Source organism: Archangium gephyra, assembly GCF_049060025.1.
Taxonomy (GTDB): domain Bacteria; phylum Myxococcota; class Myxococcia; order Myxococcales; family Myxococcaceae; genus Archangium; species Archangium gephyra_A.
The window spans coordinates 1,183,955-1,204,366 of the sequence record NZ_JBMEQQ010000002.1 but is presented as its reverse complement, the minus strand read 5'-3'; the positions used below and the strand labels follow the sequence as shown (position 1 = coordinate 1,204,366).

At 68.6% G+C, this 20,412-nt stretch carries 14 protein-coding genes and 3 pseudogenes; 4 read left to right on the top strand and 13 right to left on the bottom strand.

Translation table 11 applies throughout. The annotated features are described in order from the left end of the window. Positions 1-7: 7 nt before the first annotated feature. The 10 genes and pseudogenes from ACN28I_RS05415 to ACN28I_RS05370 form a co-directional block, all read right to left on the bottom strand. Entirely contained in the window at positions 8-1,267 is a 1,260-nt protein-coding gene (locus tag ACN28I_RS05415) for a hypothetical protein (protein ID WP_420941063.1), read from the bottom strand. A gap of 5 nt (positions 1,268-1,272) precedes the next feature. Beyond that, the gene (locus tag ACN28I_RS05410; RefSeq protein WP_420941062.1) at positions 1,273-2,613 is read right to left on the bottom strand and encodes a hypothetical protein; all 1,341 of its coding nucleotides are present in this window, start codon (positions 2,611-2,613) and stop codon (positions 1,273-1,275) included. A gap of 249 nt (positions 2,614-2,862) precedes the next feature. Continuing rightward, positions 2,863-6,604, bottom strand: a pseudogene (gene ileS / locus ACN28I_RS05405) (isoleucine--tRNA ligase). A gap of 35 nt (positions 6,605-6,639) precedes the next feature. Then, entirely contained in the window at positions 6,640-7,572 is a 933-nt protein-coding gene (locus tag ACN28I_RS05400) for a type VI immunity family protein (RefSeq protein ID WP_420941061.1), read from the bottom strand. Positions 7,573-7,636: 64 nt separating this feature from the next. After that, positions 7,637-8,368, bottom strand: coding sequence for a metallophosphoesterase family protein (locus ACN28I_RS05395; protein WP_043393211.1), 732 nt, complete (start codon positions 8,366-8,368; stop codon positions 7,637-7,639). A gap of 32 nt (positions 8,369-8,400) precedes the next feature. After that, positions 8,401-8,748, bottom strand: coding sequence for a TIGR02266 family protein (locus tag ACN28I_RS05390; protein WP_420941060.1), 348 nt, complete (start codon positions 8,746-8,748; stop codon positions 8,401-8,403). Positions 8,749-8,870: 122 nt separating this feature from the next. Then, positions 8,871-9,795 (bottom strand): annotated as a pseudogene (locus ACN28I_RS05385) (PfkB family carbohydrate kinase). A 119-nt stretch (positions 9,796-9,914) separates the two neighbouring features. Continuing rightward, positions 9,915-11,441: an MlaD family protein gene (locus ACN28I_RS05380; RefSeq protein ID WP_420941059.1), complete on the bottom strand. Its 1,527-nt coding sequence runs from the start codon at positions 11,439-11,441 to the stop codon at positions 9,915-9,917. Between the two features lie 12 nt (positions 11,442-11,453). After that, positions 11,454-12,194, bottom strand: a complete 741-nt coding sequence (locus tag ACN28I_RS05375; RefSeq protein ID WP_420948573.1) for an ABC transporter ATP-binding protein — start codon at positions 12,192-12,194, stop codon at positions 11,454-11,456. Positions 12,195-12,217: 23 nt separating this feature from the next. Further along, positions 12,218-13,042 carry an MlaE family ABC transporter permease gene (locus ACN28I_RS05370; RefSeq protein WP_420941058.1) on the bottom strand — a complete coding sequence of 275 codons (825 nt, stop codon included), beginning with the start codon at positions 13,040-13,042 and terminating at the stop codon, positions 12,218-12,220. 211 nt (positions 13,043-13,253) lie between these two features. Between ACN28I_RS05370 and ACN28I_RS05365 the strand changes: the two genes are divergently transcribed. The 4 genes from ACN28I_RS05365 (at position 13,254) to ACN28I_RS05350 (ending at position 17,347) form a co-directional block, all read left to right on the top strand. Then, positions 13,254-13,832, top strand: coding sequence for a hypothetical protein (locus ACN28I_RS05365; RefSeq protein WP_420941057.1), 579 nt, complete (start codon positions 13,254-13,256; stop codon positions 13,830-13,832). Between the two features lie 38 nt (positions 13,833-13,870). Next, the gene (locus tag ACN28I_RS05360; RefSeq protein WP_420941056.1) at positions 13,871-15,274 is read left to right on the top strand and encodes a hypothetical protein; all 1,404 of its coding nucleotides are present in this window, start codon (positions 13,871-13,873) and stop codon (positions 15,272-15,274) included. Between the two features lie 300 nt (positions 15,275-15,574). After that, positions 15,575-15,958 carry a hypothetical protein gene (locus ACN28I_RS05355; protein ID WP_420941055.1) on the top strand — a complete coding sequence of 128 codons (384 nt, stop codon included), beginning with the start codon at positions 15,575-15,577 and terminating at the stop codon, positions 15,956-15,958. Between the two features lie 12 nt (positions 15,959-15,970). After that, positions 15,971-17,347: a M50 family metallopeptidase gene (locus ACN28I_RS05350; RefSeq protein WP_420941054.1), complete on the top strand. Its 1,377-nt coding sequence runs from the start codon at positions 15,971-15,973 to the stop codon at positions 17,345-17,347. Here the strand turns inward: ACN28I_RS05350 and ACN28I_RS05345 are convergent. The 3 genes and pseudogenes from ACN28I_RS05345 to ACN28I_RS05335 all read right to left on the bottom strand — a co-directional run. Further along, entirely contained in the window at positions 17,344-18,546 is a 1,203-nt protein-coding gene (locus ACN28I_RS05345; protein WP_420941053.1) for a C39 family peptidase, read from the bottom strand. The genes ACN28I_RS05350 and ACN28I_RS05345 overlap by 4 nt on opposite strands. A 158-nt stretch (positions 18,547-18,704) precedes the next feature. Beyond that, positions 18,705-19,256 (bottom strand): peroxidase family protein, encoded by a 552-nt coding sequence (locus tag ACN28I_RS05340; protein WP_420941052.1) that lies wholly within the window; start codon positions 19,254-19,256, stop codon positions 18,705-18,707. 139 nt (positions 19,257-19,395) lie between these two features. Continuing rightward, positions 19,396-20,241 (bottom strand): annotated as a pseudogene (locus tag ACN28I_RS05335) (peroxidase family protein); the annotation flags it as partial. Positions 20,242-20,412 lie beyond the last annotated feature (171 nt).

Below are 20,412 nucleotides of genomic sequence, written 5' to 3'. Positions count from 1 at the left end.
GGCCCTGTCAGGGAGCCCCGAACGTCTCCTCCCAGAGTATCTGTCCCTCGGGGGACAGGCCGAAGGTCCACAGGTCCGTCTTGCCCGCCCCCTTGGACATCGTCGTGCCCACCACCACCAGGCTCCCGTCCTCCAGCCGGGCGATGCCGGAGGCCGAGTCGTTCTCGGCGCCCCCGTAGGCCTGCTGCCAGAGCAGGCGCCCGTCGGCGGCGAAGCGCCACACCTTGGCCTCCCCGTCCTTGAGCAGTTCCTTCCACCAGTTTCCAGCCACGGCGAATCCCCCATCGGGGAAAACGGTAACGCCATGGCCTGCCCCCACCTCGGTCTGATCCGAGACATACTCCCAGAGAAGCTCCCCTCGCGGACCCAGGCGGACCACCCAGAAGCTCGGGTCCATCGAATCAGGACGGCTCAAGCGTCCGGTGGCGGCGAACCCTCCATCCGGGAGCAGGGCGAGCGCGTACAGCTCGCCCTGGCCTTCAGCCGGCAGCCGCGTCTCCCAGGTAGCCCGTCCATCGGACTCCAGCAGCAACAGTCTCGAAATCCCCGGCCCAGTGGTCGAGGTCTCCGCCGTCCCCAGGACGGCCACGCGCTGGGCCGGAAGCGCCACCAGCGCGGTGACGCGCGCGAGCCGCGGCAATTTCACGTCCCAGAGCACCTCGCCCCGCGAGTCCATCCTCACCACCCAGCCCTCCCGGTCCTGGGCTCCTCCCGCGACAATGGAGCCGTCCTCGAGCACCACGACGGCGTCGAGCCCATTGACGCCCTCCCGGCCCGGGGTGCGCTCCCAGAGGACGTCCCCTTCTGGGGAAAGCGCGAGGAGCCACTCCTGGAATCCACCTCCGGTCACATACTCCGTTCCAGCGACAACCAGCCCTCCTCCCTGCATGGAGGCGATGGCACGGCTCGCGGCCCCGAGCTTGCCGTTGCCCGCATGGGTCCGTTCCCAGCGCGGAGGCGGAGCCTTGTCGAATCGGAGCACCCAGGCGTGCGCCACTCCGGGCTGCCGGGAGTTGGTCTGCCCGACCACGGAAAAGCCGTTGCCGGTCGCGATGACTCCGTAGGCCGACTCATGGCCCGTGCTGTTGTCCCGCTGGACGTCTCGCGCCCACTCCACGTCCACCCCGCGCCCGAAGATGAGCGCGAGCACGAGCTCATGCCGGTACAGGTACAGCCCCACGAGCAGCACCGCGAGCAGCAGCCCCACCAGGACCGTCCGCCGCGTCCTCCCCCCACGCCTCGTCCTCTTGTCTTCCTCGAGGCTCATCGCGTTCAGCGCAAGAAGCGCTCCTCCCCCTCGAGCCACCGCGTCCGCAGCGGCTCCGCGAGCCCCAGGTCCCTGACGGCCTCCCGCATGCTCTTGTCGTCACAAACGAGGGTGAAGACGCGCTGCCACTCGGGCGTGTGCAGCCGGTTCTTCTCGGCCTGGCTGAAAGGGCGGACGAGGGGGGCGAGGTCGCTGTACTTCATGTCAAGCCATGGGCCGTTGTTCTCCCCCCCGATGTGACTGCTCAGGAAACGCATCTGCGCCTCGAGGTTGCCGCGCCAGGTGGCCAGCACGGAGACCAGGGTGCGACGCGAGAGAATGCGCAGGCGTATGGAGTAACGGCCTCCCTCGGGCCTGTGGTCCCGGAGAATTTCGGCCTGTTCGGCGGACGTCATCCGGCGCAGGAGCGCTTCCACCTGCCGGGTGAGCCAGGTAGCCCCCACGGCGCCCCCATCCAGCGCGGCGTCGAGCCGGTGGAGGTTGGGCCGGGTGCGCACCCGAGCCAGCTCGGCGCCATTCATGTAGCCGGCCGAGGGCACGGGGCGTTTGTGCCTGACGGGGTCATAGCCTGTTCCCCCGGGGGTGAACATGTCGCCCAGGACCATTCCATAGTGCCAGCGCTCGTCAATGGAGGTGAGCGCGGTGCCCGTGAAACCAGGGACACGGCCTCCCCGGACGTACGGAGGCTCGTCCTTGACGACAGCACTGGCCGAGAAGGCCGCGACGACGCCGGGCAACCCCTGCAAGCGGGCAATCTGGTTGAGCTGGGCGCGCGCCGCCTGGGAGACTCCCTGGTAGAGCGGCTGGATGAGCGTCTGCTCCTCGGACAACGTGCCCATGTCCCAACTGCGGGCAGGGTCGCCCTTGAGTGGACGCTGGAGTCGCACAAGCTCGCGCAGCTTGGGAAAGACATTGTCGAAGATGACCTGGTTGCCCTCGCGCATCATCCCCTGGAGCTCGTTACTGACGGTATCGGCCATCCGGCCCATGTCCTCAAGGCCTGGGTTCATGATGGCCACCTCATGCGCGCCCGTGGCCACGATGGACGCCGCGAGCGCCCACCGTGTTTCGAAGCCCATGTCGACCGAGTACCTGTAGAACCAGTTGTAGAAGTCCCGGCGCTCGATGATGCGCGTATAGCGGCGGAAGTTGTTCGCCATCAGGTTGTGGAGGCAGGCGTCCTTCCAGCGCTGGTTGCACTTCTCCCGGTCGCTCTCCGTCCACTCTCCTGGCGCGAGCGGAGCACCAGTGGCTTGACCCTCCGTCTTCAGCGTCGGCGTGTTCGGAGCGAGGCTCTTGCGCGCCGGGAGGATCTGCGGTTGCTGGGCCGCCCTGATCAACGACACGCTGTGGTTCGCGCCGGAAGGACAGATCGGCGCCCTGCCCTGGAACTGGCGCTCACAGCTCCGGCACTCAAACGTGGTCATGCGGCACGCCCCCCAGATTCGCGGAGCATACGCTCCCGGACGGGGCAGGCTCACCAGCCAGCGTGATGAACCCCTCCGCAGTGTCGCAGATGACGAAGCACGCCTGGTTGTCGTAGTCCTGCGGGGGCCCCACGCTCCCCACCGAGATGATGTACTTGTAGTGACCGTTCAGGCGCGTTCCACCCGGAGACGCGCGGGCAGGCCGTTGAGGTTGAACTCCTCCTCCTGGCCCGAGAGGCCCTCGGGGCCCACGTGCACCGCCGAGGCGAGCGTCTCGCGAGAGATGAGCTCCCGCGCCTCGTCCGTCACCTTGCGCACCCGGGCATCCCCATCCACCCACAGGCGGATGCGGTCCGTGTACCCGAGCGCCATGTCCTTGCGCGCCGCCTGCACCCGGGCGAGCAGCTCGCGCACCAGGCCCTCGTCCACCAGCGCTTCCGTCAGCTCGGTGTGCAGCACCACCACGCCCACGCTCGCGCCCGCGGCCGCGTAGCCGGGGTTGGCCTCCACCAGCACCTCCAACTCCTCGGAGGGGAACACCATGGACTCGCCGTCCACCGTCAGCGCCACCCTGCCCTGCAGCGCCAGCTCCCGCTGGAGGGCGCGGCCGTCGGCGGCGTCGAACGCCTTGCGCACCGGGGCCAGCTTCGGGCCCAGCCGGCTGCCCATGGCGCGCAGGTTGGGCCGGACCTTGTAGCGCACCACGTCCGCCTCCTGACTCGTCTCCAGGAAGCGCACCTCGTGCACGTTCAGCTCGTCGTTGATGAGATCCTTGTAGACGGCCACGCGCTCCTGCAGCTCGCGGCGGGCCAGGATGACGTCCGCGCGGGCCAGGGGCTGGCGCACCTTGAGCCGGTTGTCCGTGCGGACCTTGAGGCCCAGGGATACCAGCTCGCGCACCGCGCCCATCTCCGCCGAGAGCCCCTCGTCGATGAGCGCCGTGTCGGCCTCGGGGAAGCGGCCCAGGTGCACGCTCTCCGGCTGGGACGTGGGCCAGGGCTTGCGCACCAGGTTGCTCCACATCTCCTCGGCGAAGAACGGGACGAACGGCCCCGACATGGCCGCGATCGTGGTGAGCGCCTCGTACAGCGTGTAGTACGCGTCGAGCTTGTCCTGCTCCAGGCCCGGCGCCCAGAACCGGTCCCGGCTGCGGCGCAGGTACCAGTTGGACAGCGCGTCCACCAGCGCCACCATCCGCTGGGCCGCGTCGTACACGTGGTACGCGTCCAGGTGGCGCGTCACGTCGCGCAACGCGAGCTGCACCTCGGAGAGGATCCACCGGTCCAGCACCGTGCGAGCGCCCGGCTCGCGCCAGCCCTGGCTCTGGCGGATGGCGCGCCAGGGCACCTCGGTGGCGTCCGCGTTGCCCCGGGCCGGCGAGAAGCCGTCGATGTTCGCGTAGATGGTGAAGAACGAGTAGACGTTGCGCAGCTTGACCTGGAAGTCCTTCTGCAGCAGGCGCACGTTGCTCAGCGAGTGGCGGGTGTTGGACCACGTGGGGCTCGCCGCGTAGAAGAACCACCGGAAGGCGTCCGCGCCGGGAGCGCGGCTGGCCGGATCCTTGAGCACCACGCGCTCGGCGGGCGCCAGCCGGGGCACCTCCACCGGCATCACATCCGCGCCGCGCGCCGAGGGCGCCACGCCCAGCGCCTCCAGGTCCTTCTTGCCCAACAGCAGCACGCGCCGCTTGAGCTTCTTGTGGGCCTTCACCGTGAGGGTCAGCGCCGTGCCCGCGTTGTCCGGGCGGAACACCTGCACCTTCGCGCCCTCCTGGAGGTCCAGGCCCTCCAGGTCCTCGCGGGCGATGAGCGCCTCGCCGGCCACCCCGGGCACACCGGCCGCCTTGTCATCGAGCACGGCGAAGTCCATGCGGATCTCGTCGAGGATGATCTCCGGAGGGGTGTAGTTGCCCTTGGACTTGGACTCCTTCTTGCCCTCCTTGTCGGAGACGTGGCCGAGGACGATGCAGCTCTTGTACGGAAGCGGCCAGTCGCGCCGCGGGGTGATGCCCTGGCGCTGCTGGGTCTCCTCGTCGAACACCAGCGTGCTGATCATCAGCAGCGAGTAGAACCAGCCGCGCGTCTGATCGATGGCCTCGGAGATGAAGTCCGCGGGGAAGGCCTGGGAGAACTTCTCGTGCGAGCCCGGCGCATGGGGGTAGCCCCACTGCGCGAAGGGCATGCAGCCCGAGTCGAACCACACGTCCACCACCTCGGGCACGCGGGTGAAGCGGCCGGGGGTGCCCGGCTTCTCGTAGGAGATCTTGTCCACCCACGGCTTGTGGACGATGAGGTGCTCGACGCTGGTGGCGCCGGGCTTCTTGGCGAGGAAGGCCTGGAAGCTCGGCCTCCACGGCGGCCAGGTTGTTGCCGGGCTTCTCGCGCAGGGCCTGGAGCGAGGAGATGGCCTCCACCTCGCCCGTCTCCGAGTGGATCCACAGGGGCAGCGGCGTGCCCCAGTAGCGCTCGCGCGAGAGCGCCCAGTCCACGTTGTTGGCCAGGAAGTCGCCGAAGCGGCCCTCCTTGATGTGCTCGGGCACCCAGTTGACCTCGCGGTTGTTCGCGATGGCCTTGTCCTTCACGGACGTGGTGCGGATGTACCAGGCGGGGCGGGCGAACTGGATGAGCGGATCATCATCCGCGCGCCAGCAGAACGGGTACTCGTGGCGGTACTGCTCGACGAGCACCATCCGGCCGCGCTCCTTGAGCTCGCGCTGGATGTCCTTGTCCGCGTCCTTGACGAACTTGCCGGTGAGCTGGGGCACGTCCTCGGAGAAGGTGCCATCGGGGCGGATGGCGCAGAAGAGCTCCAGCGACTCGGGCTTTGCGAAGCGGGTGCGCTCGCGGCGGAAGGCCTCGTAGTCGTCCTCGCCGAAGGCCGGGGCGATGTGGACGATGCCGGTGCCGCTGGAGAGGGTGACGAAGTCGGCGCCGATGACGCGCCAGGCGGGCGAGTCCGTGCCGCCTCCCTGGAGCGGCAGCTCCGTGGCGCCCACGCGCTGGAGGTACACGTCATAGGGCGGGGTGTAGCGCAGGCCCACCAGCGCGCTGCCCTTGCGCGTCTCGAGGACGGGCAGGTCCTTCTTGAGCTTCTTGGCGAGCTCGTCGCGCAGGGCGGCGGCGATGATGAACTTGCGCTCGCCCGCGTCCACGGTGACGTAGTCCACGGTGGGGTTGACGGCCGCGTACATGTTGGACGGCAGCGTCCAGGGCGTGGTGGTCCAGATGAGCAGCGCGGTGTCGGGCGAGTCGCGCAGCGGGAAGGCCACGTAGGCGCTGGGGTCGTCCACGGTGCGGTAGCCCATGCCCACCTCGCCCGAGCTGAGCGCGGTGCCGCCCTGGGGCCACCACCAGACGACCTTGTGGCCCTGGTAGAGCAGGCCCTTGCGGTACAGCTCGGCGAGCGCCCACCACACGCTCTCCACGTAGCTGCGGTGGTAGGTGACGTAGGCCTCCGGCAGATCCACCCAGAAGCCGATGCGCTCGGTCAGCCGCTCCCACTCGTGGGTGTAGCGGAAGACGGACTCGATGCAGCGCTCGGTGAAGGGCTCCACGCCGTAGCGCTCGATCTCCGCCTTGCCGTGGATGCGCAGCTCCTTCTCCACCTCGACTTCCACGGGGAGGCCGTGCGTGTCCCAGCCCGCCTTGCGCGGGACGCGGTAGCCCCGCATGGTCTTGTAGCGCGGGAAGAGATCCTTGATGACGCGGGTCAGCACGTGGCCGTTGTGCGGCAGGCCGTTGGCCGTGGGCGGGCCCTCGTAGAAGACGAAGGTGGGCGCGTCCTCGCGGCCCTGGAGCGTCTGCTCGAAAATCCGCCGTTCCTTCCAGAAGGCGAGGATGCGGCGCTCGTCGGCGGGAAAGTCGATCTCGTTGGGGACGGTGGCGAACAGGGGGCCGGGGGACTGGGACATGGCGTCCCAGTGATAGCACCTGCCCGCTCGAACCGTCAGTCGAGAAAGCGGCGCCACCATCGCCGCGTTTCCTCGTGAGAGGCTCCGGGCCAGGACTCATGGCTGGGACATGGATACAACCAGGGCTCCAGCACACGCGCGAGCTCACGGTACGCGGGGAGGTCGAGGCCTTGGGTCAGGTCTCCAGCCTCGGGCCACGGGCCCAACGTCACCACCGCCCGCTCGCCTCCCAGCTCCTGCACGGTGACTCCGGGGGATGTCAGGTGGGCCCGCAGGCCCGGGGTCCCCCCCACTGCCCCCAGCACCGGGGGACCCAGGAAATTGAGCCAATGCACGCCATCGACCCGTGACCCCATGGAAGTCAGGCCGTGAGGCACATCGATCCCTGGGTAGCGGAACAACTCCTCGCGATTCCACGGGCTCGTGGCTTCGTCCGGAAGCTGGAAGGCGAGACCGGCGTGACCGGCGGAAAATGGGAGCAGCGACGCCAGTTCCAGGGCCAGCTCCCGCACCCGCCCGGGACCGTGTGCCTCGAGGTACTCGGTGGGCCAGGAGAAGCTCACGACGCTGACTTCTTCTTCCACCTGGGTCCGCGTACGCCAGGGCAGACGCGCCTGGTAGGTGAACCCATAGCCACTGACGCCGGAGTCTCCGCCCGTCAGGCGGACAGACCGTTCACACTGGCGCTTCAAATAGCGGTGGACGCTCTGCTCGTCTTCCAGGTCCTCGAGGAACCATTTCCCCCTCCGAGGCGGAGCAAGCTGCGCACGGAGCTGCGTCCAGCCGTACTCGTCCAGCGGAAAGGCTTCACCGTCCGGATGCCACCATTCGGAGAAGACGTCCGGCCCCTCACCTACCGCCTCGAGGTACACGCCGAGCGACCGGCGCACCGCCTCCGCGAGTTCGACGTGATCAAACGGGAGGAACAAGCCAAGCCGGATCACTTGGGGCAGCCAACGAACAGGCATGGCACCGTCCAGGGGCAGACCCTCACCCCAGCCCTCTCCCAGGGGGAGAGGGGGCATCCACGGTTCAGACGCCGAGGAACAGGCGCTTGCCGAAGTTCAGCGCCAGCGAGGCGTCGAAGATCTTCTGCGCGGCCGACTCGATGTCGTACTCCACGCGCAGGTACTCCACGGTGCGCGCCCCGGTGTCGCAGATGACGAAGCACGCCCGGTTGTCGTAGTCCCGCGGCTGCCCCACGCTGCCCACCGAGATGATGTACTTGTAGCCCCGGCGGATGCCGAACTTCTGCGCCACCACGTCGTGCACCTCGCCATTCCCGATGGCGAACGCCTTGCACAGGTGGCTGTGCCCGATGAACGTCACCTCGGGCAGGTGCTCCACGTACGGCGCCAGCTCCCGCGCCTGCTCCAGCGCGAAGATGTACTCGTACGCCTTGGGCTCCACCGGCGAGCCATGGCTGAAGCCCACGTCCCCGATCCGGTACGTGTACGGCAGGCTCTTGAGCCACTCCATGTTCTCGTCGGACAGCACCCCGGCCGACCAGTCCAGCGCATGGCGCGCCGCATCGTAGTAGTACGAGTAGTCCATCCGCCCGGCCACCGCGGCGTCGTGGTTGCCCAGCAGCGTCACCTCGGTCACCGAGCGCACCAGATCACAGCACGCGTTGGGCGAGGCCCCATAGCCCACGATGTCGCCCAGCGACACGATGCGATCCACCTTCTGCTCTTCGGCGACCCGCAGCACCTCCGTCAGGGCCTCGATGTTGGAGTGGACGTCGGAGATGATCGCGATTCGCATGGTGGGTTCTCGCCGGTGCCCACGTCCGGTCTTCAGCTACCGAACACGGCCCCTCGCTGCTCTTCGGAGATGATGCGCCGCAGCAGTGCCTGCGCGCTAGAATCCAGCGCTTCGAACTTCAGCCCCATCCCCGGCGGCCCCTTGTCATGCCGCTGCGGCCGGCTCCACACCACCGTCGCCTCGGCCATGACCTCGCGCACCTCGCCGCTGCTCAGCCTCAGCAGCGTGCGCCGCCCCGTATCCAGCGGGGTGTGCGTCTGCAGGAACAACCCACCCTCGCTCAGATTCGCGATCCGAGCGTAGAGCGTGATGTTCTCCGCCTCGCACCAGCACCGCAGGCGCGAGGAGTAACGTGCGTGCTTTCGGTTATCCGTCCGCAACCCCTTCGTCCTCCGCGATGCCTCGCCGTTGGGCGCTCCCCCAACGAGCTCTGCTCTTCCCCAGGTAATCAGGATTCGCGGGAACGAAGATTAAGGACAGCATAAAAATCCGTCAAGCAGCCTCACCCCTCCAGGGGGCCGAGGTCGTCGAAGTGCGTGAGGCGCTTGAACTCGGAGAAGCGGGTGCGGATCTCCGAGCGGGTCACCTCGCGCAGGCGCTCGAGGCTGAACTTCTCCACGGTGAAGGAGGCCATGACGCTGCCCATCACCATGGCGCGGCGCAGCGTCTCGCTGTCCACGTGGCTGGCGATGGCCAGCGTGCCCATGAAGCCGCCGGCGAAGGTGTCTCCGGCGCCGGTGGGGTCGAACACGTCCGCCAGGGGCATGGCCGGGCAGGCGAAGATGTGGTCCTGCTCGAAGAGGAGCGCGCCGTACTCGCCGCGCTTCACCACCACGCGCTGGGGGCCCATGCCGAGGATGGCGCGGGCGGCGCGGACGATGTTGTGCTCGCCGGTGAGCTGGCGCGCCTCGCCGTCGTTGACGAAGAGCAGGTTGACGCGCTGGAGCGTCTTGAGGAGCGCCGGCCGGCTGCCGTTGATCCAGAAGTTCATCGTGTCGGCGGCCACCAGCTTGGGCGCCTTCACCTGATCCACCACCTGGGACTGGAGGCTCGGGGTGGATGTTGCCGAGGAACACGTACTGGGCGTCGCGGTACTTCTCGGGCAGCCGGGGCGAGAAGGTCTGGAAGACGTTGAGCTGGGTGTCGAGCGTCTCGGCCTCGTTGAGCTGGAAGCCGTAGCGGCCCTTCCAACGGAAGGTGCGGCCCTTCTCGCGGGTGACGCCCTCGAGATCCACGCCCCGGGCCTTGAGGAACTCCAGGTGGGCCTGGGGGAAGTCCTCACCCACCACGGCCACCACCTGCGTGGGAGCGAAGAAGGACGCCGAGGTGGAGAAGTAGGTGGCGGAGCCGCCGAGGACGTCCTCCTTCAGACCGAAGGGGGTTTCCACCGAGTCCAGCGCGACCGAGCCAACGACGAGAAGAGACATGGGGCTTCCAGGGAGAAGGGCCTTCCAACCAGGCACGGGGCTCCCAGGGGACGGCCCGTGCCGTGGCGAGGTACGACTTTTCAGCCGGTCAGGTCAAGCAATCCGGACCGGAGCCACACTCAGGGTGTGGGGAGGACGGGCAACATGGACTTCAGATCATCGTCCGTGAAGTAGATGCCGCCGCCGAAGAAGAAGTCGCGGCCGGACATCATCCGGCGGGTGTTGGTGTCGCGCCGGGGATCATTGAGGAGGTCGTCCATGCCGGCCACGACGAAGAGCCGGTCGAACGCCTGGGCCCTCAGCGAGGTGCGGATGCGCGGGTAGCGCAGCTCGGCCACGGAGAAGTTGAAGGCGTCCACCGACAGCTTCAGGTGGTCCTTGAAGAAGTGGAAGTCCGCGCCCACGCCGCCGGTGGACTCGATGAGGCCGAAGCGCAGCGTGGTGAAGTAGTAGCGCTTGGCGAACTGGGCGCTGAACTTGAAGGACTCCTTGGTGATGGTCTGCTTCTGGATGACGGGCTCGCCCGAGGAGGGCGGGTTGGCCTGGACGTACTGCGTCTCGGTGGCCCCGCGCGGATCATCCACCAGTTCCAGCAGGTAGTACTTGTCCGGCTTGGGGGCCAGCCGCAGCGTCAGCATGTTCTTCGAGGTGCCCTGCGCCATCAGGTAGGTGGCCTGCAGGCCCACCTCGGCCTGGAGGCCGGTGAGCTTGGAGGAGAAGTCGGACAGGTCCTCCACGGACTCGGAGAGCTTCTGGCCCAGGCGCTTGTCGGTGAGCAGCGTGCCCACGGCGCCCTCGCCGTTCTTCACCTTGGTGGTGACTTCCTCGATGTTCGCCAGCGTCTTGTCCAGCCGGCTCATCGTCTGCTTGAGGCTGGCGACGCTGTCCTTCAGGTCCCCTTCCCCGCCGCTGCCCACCAGCTTGTTCACCATCGCCAGCACCTCGCGGGTGTCGCGGGTGATGAACTCGATGTTGTGGACGATGTTGTTGACGCTCTGCTCGTTGGACCGGGTGATGCCGCGCACGTCGGAGCTCACGCCCTCGACGTTGCGCAGGATGGCGTCCAGGCGCTCGGAGCTGGCGCGCACCGTCAGGTCCACCGCGTCCGAGACGCGCACGAGGTTCTCCACGATCCGCTCCATGGAGCCGGCGCCCTTGTCGCCGCCGAGCACGTCGCGCAGCGCGCCCGTCACCTGCTGGATGTCCGAGGTGATCTGGCTGAGCGAGGCGAAGACGGCCTCCATGCCCTGCACGTCGATGACCTTGCGGATCTCCGCCCCCTCCTTCAGGGGGGGCGCCAGCTCCGTGCCCGGGTTGAGATCCAGCAGGTAGTCGCCCAGCAGGGACTCCGAGCGCTTGGCCAGCGTGGCGTCCTCGAACATGGGGACGTCGCGGCGGATGCGCACCGTCACCTTGGCGCGGGTGCCCTCCAGCTTGATGCTCTCCACCTCGCCCACGGGAAGTCCGGCGATCTGGATGCGGCTCTTGGGCCCGAGGCCCGAGGCGTCCCGGAAGTAGGCATGGGCCTGGAGGGACTCGTCCTCACCCAACCCCCCCTTGCGGGTGAAGAGGATGAAGCCAAAGAGGAACCCTCCGGCGATGAGCACCAGCAGGCCTACTCGGAACGGTGTGACGAGCTTCTTCACCGGGTGTGACTCCTAATCATTCTTTCCGAACCAGGTCTGGAGGAAGACCTTGACGGCAGGGTGCTGGGAGGAGCGTAGCTGCTCCGGCGGCCCCTGCTCCAGGATGACGCCCTTGTTCAGGAAGGCGATCTGGTCCGCGATATTGAAGGCCGAGGCGATGTCGTGGCTGATGACCACGCTGGTGATCCCCAGCTCCCGCTGGGCCGCGAGGATCATCTCGTCCACGTAGTCGGTGGTGATGGGATCCAGGCCCGTGGTGGGCTCGTCGTAGAGGACGATCTTCGGATTCATCACGATGGCGCGGGCCAGGCCCACGCGCTTGCGCATACCGCCGGACAGGTCCGCCGGGAACTTGTGCTCGGCCGACTGCGGCAGGCCCATCAGGTCCAGCTTCGCGCGCACCAGCTTGCGGATCTCCTCCTCGGAGAGGCCGCGGTGCTCGCGCAGGGGGAACGCCACGTTGTCGTAGACGTCCATGGAGTCGAAGAGGGCCGCGGCCTGGAACACCATGCCGAACTTGTGGCGCACCCGCTCCAGCTCCTGGGCGCCCATGGGGACGATGTCCTCGCCGTCGATGACCACCGTCCCCTGGTCCGGCTTGAGCAGGCCGATCATGTGCTTCATCAGCACCGTCTTGCCCGAGCCCGAGCCGCCGAGGATGACGCAGGTGCTGCCCGCGGGCACGGTGAGGTTGATGCCCGTGAGGACCTTGTGCACGCCGAAGGACTTGTGCAGGCCGGTGATTTCAATCATCGGCCGGGGGTTCGTGTCGGCCATCAGTGCAGGAGCACCCCGACGATGAAGTCGAGGATGAAGATGGAGAGGGCGCTGGTGACCATGGCCTCGGTGGTGGCCTGGCCCACGCCCTTGGCGCCGCCCGAGGCGTTGAAGCCCTTGAAGCAGCACACGAGCGTCACCGCCAGACCGAAGACGGCGCCCTTGATGAGGCCCTCGTAGACGTCGATGGGATCCAACCACTGCTGGGTGCGGGTGATGAAGGTACCGGCGGACACACCCTGGGTGCCCACCGAGACGACGTAGGCGCCGAGGATGCCCGAGGTGTCGAAGAGCAGCGTGAGCAGGGGCACCATGACGAGGCCGGCCAGCACCCGGGGCACCAGGAGGTACTGGATGGGGTTGACGGCCATGGTCTCCAGGGCGTCCACCTGCTCGGTGACGCGCATGGTGCCCAGCTCGGTGCACATGGCGGAACCGGCGCGCATGGTGACCATCAGCGCGGAGAACACCGGGGCCAGCTCGCGCGTGAGGACGAGGGCCACCGTGGGGCCCACGAGGCTCTGCGCGTCGAACATCGCGAAGGCCCGCGCGGACTGGTTGGCGAACACCATGCCGGTGAACAGGCCGGTGAGCAGCACGATGAAGACGCTGCCCACGCCCACGAAGTCGAGCTGGAAGAAGAGGTTCTGCCAGCGGTAGGGCCGGCGCACGCCCCAGCGCACCACGTCCACCCCGAGGGTGACCAGGTGCCCCACCTCCTCCACCGTCCCGATGACACTCCGGCCCACGCCTTCGATGGACTGGGTCACCAGCGAGGGCGGCTTGGGTTGCTCTTCGGCGTTCTGTGCGTTCTCGGAGGCCACGTGGGGCCCTACTCTACGTGGCTGACCCGCCGGAACAAGCAAACGCTCTGCCTCCGGAGCCCCCCTCCGCCTCCAGGCACCCCAGGCATCCAGGCGCCCGCCCCCCGTCCATGACACGCCCTGACAAAGGGGTTTCTCCCGCCCGCGCTTGCCGTTATGTTCCGCCGCCCTTTTCATCCCCCTTCAAAAAGAGAAGCGAGAAGCAACACCCATGGCGACCCAACACAAGGTCGGCGGCGAGGTCGACGCGTTCTGTACCCGGTGCCGGCTCACGCTGGCCCACACCATCCTGGCGATGGTGGGCACGAAGATCGCTCGAGTCCGGTGCAACACCTGCAACGGCGACCACGCCTTCCGCTCCGCACCGGGAACCACTGACAAGCCGAGCCCGTCGGCACGCTCCAGTGGCGGCGGTACCGGCGGCACCAAGGCTCCCCGGGCCAGCCGTCCCACCGCCGAGGAGAAGATCATCATCTCCTTCGAGGAGCAGCTCGCGGGCAAGGACATCGCCAACGCCCCCCGCTACAGCCCCAAGGACACCTACAAGCCGGAGCAGGTCATCCAGCATCCCACCTTCGGGCTGGGCCTGGTGACGGCGGTGCGTGGGGACAAGGTGGACATCACCTTCAAGTCCGAGACGAAGACGCTCGTCCACGGACGCGGCGGCGGCCCGGCCGAGAAGCCCGCTTTCAGCCCGCCCAGCGCGAAAGCTACGGGCCCAGCGGACAAGCCAATCTCTGAGACAACGGAAGAGGCCGCTTCCCCGCCGGGCAACCCCGCCGAGAGTTGACAGGGACGCCAGGGAGGCTGGACGGTAGGCCCCCTCGTATGCGCGTGCCGGTCCTCCCACTGCTGCTCCTGCTCGCCCTGCTGCCCCCGGTGGCGGGAGCGGCGCCCTTTCCGGTGACGGCCACCCCCGCTCAGGTGGTGCTCGGCCGGGACAAGGCGGTGGTGGTGCAGGTGAAGGTGCCGCGCGGCACCCCTCCGCTCCGGGCCGTGGCCTCCACGGGCAGCCTGATGCCGCTGCCCGCCACCGCCCGGGGGGTTCATTCCTACCGCTGGATTCCCCCGGACATCCGCTACCCGCTGCTGGCGGTGCTCGCCTTCTGGGTGGACTCCGCCGAGGGCCCGCCGGAAGTCACCCCCGTGCACATCCCCCTGCTGGGCCGCACGGAGCTGGACGTGGTCACCGACGTGGGCGCGGGCGCCCAGGTGGTGGTGCAGGTGGCCGGCATGCGCTTCGGTCCGGTGACCACCAACCGCAAGGGCGGCGCCACGGTGCAGGTGGAGGTGCCTCCCGGCGTGCGCGAGGCGATCGTGTTCGCCACCGCCAAGGGCCAGCAGACGCGCCGCACCACCCCGCTCGACGTGCCTCCCGAGCGGCCCCTGGTCGCGGTGCTCAGCCCGGACGTGATTCCCGTGGACGGCACCGGCTGGTTGACGCTGCTGGGCGAGGCGCCCGTGCCCACCTCCCAGGTGGATCTCCGGGTGCAGGGCGGCGCCGTGGAGGAGCTGCGCCCGGGCGTGTTCCGCGTGAAGCCGGAGGCCGGAGCGAGAACCGTCGTGGTGGACGCCCACCACAAGGACGGCACCGGCGCGGCGCGCGTCATGGCCCCGGTGGCCGCCCCCATCCTCACCCACCCCACTCCCCCCCAGCCGTCCCCGGTGGAGCCTCCCGCCGTGACGCGCGCCCCGGGGCTGGACTGGAGCCGGTACCTGAGCTGGCACCACCTGTCCCTTCACCTGATGGCCGGGGGCTTCTTCGCGGGCGGTGACAACCGCGGCCCCCTGCTCTCCCTGGGACTGGGCTACCGCCTGCCTCCGCTCGGCGGCCGCTTCACGCTCGAGGTGGAGGGAGGCCTGCGCCAGCTCATGAGCCAGCCCCGCCTGGGCCCCGCCGGACCCCTGCTGGACTCGCGCGTGATGGGCGTGCCCCTGCTGATGTCCGCCCGAGTGCTGGCGTTCGAGCGGGGGCCCCTCTCCCTCCACGGCCGCGCCGGAGCGGGCCTCCTGTATTACGACCAGCGCGTGACGAGCACCTCCTTCGACGGGCAGCTCATCCAGCAAGGGCACACGTTCATGGGCTTCCTGGCCGCCCAGGCCGCGTGGCGCCTCGGCCCGGTGAGTGCACTGTTCGAGCTGCGAGGCAGCTACGCCGCGGCTCAGGCGCAACAGATCGATGCACAGCTCGGGGGGCTGTCCGCGTCCCTGGGCGTGAGGTACGCCTTATGAGCAAGCTCCTCCCTCTTGTCCTGACCCTGCTGTGTGCGTGCGAAACGGCCGTGACGCCCGTCCCGGAGTCCTTCCGGATCCTCGACATCACGCCCCGGGAGCACGTCAACGGCGAGCCCACGAGCATCACCGTGCAGCTCGACGTGGAGCCCCGCTTCCATGTGAACTACGGCGAGCAGCAGGCGCGGATGATCGAAAAGCCGGTGCTGGAGGCTCGGCTCGCGGACGGCCATCCCGCTGGACACGTACCTCGGCCATGGCCGGTTCCAGGGCACCCTGGGCCCGGGCCTGGCGATCGGGTTGCACGAAATCCGGGTAAAGCTGGGGGATGGGCGCGAGGCCTCCTTCCCCGACGCCTATGAGGTGAGGGATCCCAATGAAGCGCCGGCTCCGGTCGCCGGTTATTGGTTCGATTCCATCCCGGACCAGTACGTGAACGAGCCCTTCACCGTCATCATCCATGCCGAGGGCACCCACGCGGAGCGCTTCAACGGCAAGGTGACGGTGCTGATCTACCAGGAAGGCGTGCCCACCGGCTTCTCCGTCCAGACCAGCCGCTTCTCCCGGGGCGTGGTCCGCCACGACCTCTCCATCCCCGCGCCTGGCAACTACCTCGTCGTCGTCCAGGACGCACAGAACCGCAGCGCCACCTCGAACTCCTTCCAGGTGCATGCGAAGAACTGATTCAAGAGACTCATGAGCACGGAACCTTCTTCTCCCTTCACGTGGCAGTTCAATCTCGGGCGCATCCCCGTCCTGGTCGAGCCGAGCTTCTGGCTGATGACGGCCATGTTCGGCATGCTGGGAAGCAGCGGGGGCTGGCAGACCGTGGTGTCCTGGATGGTCGTGGTCTTCGTCTCCGTGCTGATGCACGAAGTCGGGCACGCGCTCATGGCCATGGGCCTGGGCTGTGACGTCGCGGGCATCCGGCTCTACATGGGCGGAGGCCTGACCTACTTCGACCGGGCGCTCAGCCGCTGGCGGGACGTGGCCGTCTCCGCGGCCGGGCCCCTCACCGGCTTCCTCTTCGGCGGACTCATGTTCGCCGTCTACGTCTTCGTCCCCCCGAAGAGCTACATGGGCCACGTCATCCTCCGGCAGCTCATGTGGGTGAACTTCGGGTGGGGCATCATCAACCTGCTGCCGGTGCCTCCGCTGGACGGAGGCCACATCGCGCGCGGCGTGCTCGGGCCCACCCGCCAGCGCATCGCCCTGTGGCTGGGTGTCATCACCGCCGGCTGCGTGGTGGCCCTGGCGCTGAACTTCCGCGCCTTCTTCATCGGCTTCATGTTCGGCATGTTCGGCTACCAGTGCTGGCAGGCCCTCCAGGTGACGCAGGACATCAAGCCCATGGAGCCGGTGAAGGTCGCCGAGGTCGAGCCGGATGCGCTCGCGCGCGGCTGGAAGGCCCTGCGCTCGGGCCATGAGAGCGAGGCGGCCCGGCTGGGCCACCTGGCCCTGTCGGCGGCGAAGCCGGGCGAGGAGAGCAACGCGGCGAGGGATCTGCTCGCCTGGGTGGCGCTCTCCGAGGGCAATGCCCGCGCCGCAGTGTCCCACCTGGAGAAGGTGCAGCCGCCCGAGGCCGCGCGGCCCTACAGCCTGGCCATGGCGTTCGAGGCGACGGGCCTGCACGAGCGCGCCCTGCCCCACGCGCTCGCCGCGCTGGAGAAGGAGCGCACGGAGCCGGTGGCCGCGCTGGCGGTGCGGCTGCTGGTGAAGGCGCAGCGGCTGGACGAGGCCGAGGGCCTCGTGCGGGAGTTCTCCTGGAAGGCCCCGGCGAAGCGCGACACGCTGCTGGCGGACGTGGCGGTGGCCCGGGGTGACTTCGGCGCGGCGGCGGCGCTCCACGCGAGCGCCTTCGAGGCCGCGGGCAATGCCGAGGACGCCTACCAGGCCGCCCGCAACCACGCGCGCGCCGGCCAGGGGGCCCAGGCCTCCGACTGGCTCGATCGCGCGCTGGAGGCGGGCTACGACGACTTCGAGGAGCTCGGCCGGGAACCCGCCCTGGCCGAGGCCCGCTCCGTTCCGCGGATCGCCGAGCGGATCGCCCGGCGCGGCAAGGGCGTCGCCTAGAGGGCGGGCACCGGCCAACCGGCGGGATAGGTGAGGTACGCCGTCCCGGCGGAGGCCTGGAGCCAGAGCGGCTCGAACTGGGAGCGCAGGTAGGTGCGCTGGACCGCGGCGTCCGTGGAGGCCGCGGGATCATTGATGATCGGGTTGCCGGACGCGTCGAAGCCCACCAGCACCAGCAGGTGGCCGGCGGTGGAGCTGATGGGCGCGCCGGTGAGCTGCCCGCTGCCCCAGGAGATGCTGAGGATGGCGGGCACCCCGGCGGAGATCCACGGCTCGAGCTGCGCCAGGCTGCTGAAGCGCGTCACGTGGGACTGGAACCCCTTGGAGGCCGAGTAGGCCGTGTTGAAGGGCCAGTTGCCGTGGCCGCGGAAGACCCAGTCATAGACGCCGCTGACGGCCGCGCGCACGTGCGTCTCGCAGGCGCTCGTGGTGTCACCCGCCCAGTAGCGCAGCACCATGGCCGAGGACGTGGGGCTGCACCAGACCTGGCCACCGTCCGGGTAGACCATCTGCGAGCACTCGGGCACCGCGAGCACCTGGTTCCAGTGGGCGGGGTTGCCCGCGGAGACGGCCGCGGTCCTGTCCGGCGAGGTGGAGAGGGCCACGGAGGCCGCGCGCACGCGCGACAGGGCGGTGCCATTCGCGCTGAAGAGCCGCACCTTCAACTGGAAGGCCGTGGCCGCCGCCTTCTTGTTGGTGACGACCAGGGTGTCGATGCCCACGTAGCCGTGGGTGTCCGACTGCGAGCCCGCCGAGTGACGGCGCACCGTCGAGTAGTCCGCGGCCCACACGCCCAGGTTGTACCACTTGGTCCACACGCCACCGACCTGCGCGCGGATCTGCGTCTCCACCCAGGTGCCCGTGGGCGTCTCCGCCTCCCAGGACGCGATGGCCTCGCGGAAGGCGAAGCCGGCGTTCATGACGGGGCTGGTGGCCTCGCCGACGCGGAAGCTGCCACCGTTATAGAAGTTGCCGCCGTTGTAGGCACCGGGCGCGTAGGGATCCGTGCCGGCCACGGCCGTCTGGGGATCCACCTGCAGCGAGCCATCCGCCGCCAGGGTCACGCCACTGCGCTGCCACGAGGAGAAACCACCCTGGCTCGCCGCCCAGCGCGAGAAGCCACTCTGGCCCGCCAGCGCCGGGGACACCCACGTGAGCGTGACGAGCACCACGAACACGGCCGTCTTGAAGTTCCGCATGAACCGCCTCCTGAAATCGGGGGGGTTCATGTTTTACTTACTTTCCAAGAAATGACCACTGCGGTTCGCGGACAACCGTTCGATGCCGGGCGCGAACAGCCCCGAGAGGAGCATGAGCCACGGGCCCGCCGAGGTGCATCGGCGGACCCGCCCGCGCACTACCAGGGGGCGAACACGTTCTTCACCCGGCCGATCACCGGTTCCAGCGCGGGGTAGTGCCGCATCAGGACCGTCCGCATCGTGTTGTCGCTCACCCACTGGCGGCCGGCGGCGGTGTAGTAATCATCCGTGTACGCCGTGGTGAAGAACCGGTCGCTCTTCAGCCGGCGCGAGGCCATGAGCAGGAAGATGCGGAACGCCGTGTCGCTGAAGCCGAAGCCCTTGGGAGGCTCCTCGGCGTAGAGGCCCACCATCAGATCCACGCGGTCCACGTCCCCGTAGACCTTCTGGAGCTGCTGCTGCCAGACCTTGTTCGAGGTGAGCTGGGCGAAGGACTTGAAGCGCGGGGTGCGCAGCGCCTCGCGGAAGTCGTTGTACCGGGGCACGCCCCGCTCCCGATCCCGCAGGATGTCGATGGTGGCCAGATCGATGCGCTCCGCCCCGCCGTCCCCCGTGAGCTGCGTCTCGTGGTCCCGCAGGAAGTCGGGATAGTTGTGCAGGGTGAGCGCCCCCGGGTGGGTCATGCCGAAGGAGAAGAACAGATCCTCCATCGAGCTTCTCCTGCTGGGCCTTCCGCACCCTGGCACCCGCCAGCTCGCGGATCGGCTTGAGCCGCGGGAACCGGGGATCCGACAGGGAGCGCAGGGGGACCTTGTCGGGGATCAGCGGGTGCATGCGGTAGACGGACGCGAACTCCTCCGTCATCGCGTAGTCCACCTCGAAGTGATCCGTCGGGGAGCCGAGAATCCCGTGCTGCGTCTCGGAGTCCTTGACGGCCAGCTTCAACAGCCGGGACACCTTCTGGGTGGCGAGCCCCGTCCAGTTCGAGTTCATCGCGATCTCCAGGGCCGGGTGGCCGAGGATCGCCGGAGTCCACTCCACCGTGTGGATCTTCGCCATGAGCGCGCAGTTGACGAGCCGCGCGTGCTGGTAGAGCTGCTCGTCACTCAAGGTGGGATTGACCTGCTTCAGGCGATCACAGATGGCGTTGTGCTCCAGGGTGAACAGGGTGTGGAGCATGCTCAGGCCCACCCACCAGCCCCGGGTCGACCCGGTGAGGTCCAGGCCCGTGGAATCCAGCGGCAGGAGCCGGTCCTTTCCGATGTGGAGCTTGCCGTCCACGCGGGAGCGGAGCCTGTCGGCTTGCGCCGGCTCTTCGCCGTAGACCTGCGAGGCGTCCCACCAGTGGGTGCGCTGGTTGGCGAAGGCAGGTGGAGACTTGCCGGGCATCCCAGGCGCGGAGGCCAACGTGCGGGGCACGCGCATCTGCTTCTCGTGCCAGGTGTCGTGCTCCGGGAGGGGAATCGTGTGATCGTTCTTCCGATCCTCATCCCGTACGTGCTCGAACCAGTCATGGACCTGGAACTGGATCCAGGCCGCGGCGAGCAGGTTGAGCGTCGTGGCGGGCTTGAAGGTGTCGCGCGCCAGCAGAAGGCGGCTGACCTCGCGGGGACAGGGCTTGAGCAAGGACGTCTGCTTCGTCTCCGGGATGATCCGGCCCGGATGGAAGTTGCGCCCGAAGCGCCGCCCCTTCATCCCCATCAACGGTTTGTCGAGGTCCATCCTGGAACCATCCAGGCTGCGCCACCGAAGGGGCTCGCTCCCCTCCTTGTCGCCCACGGGCTCCTGGGGCTCCAGCGCCGAGGTGCTGTACAGGTTCTGCCAGCGCAGGCGGTTGCGGAGGGCCCAGAGAGACATGACGGCGAT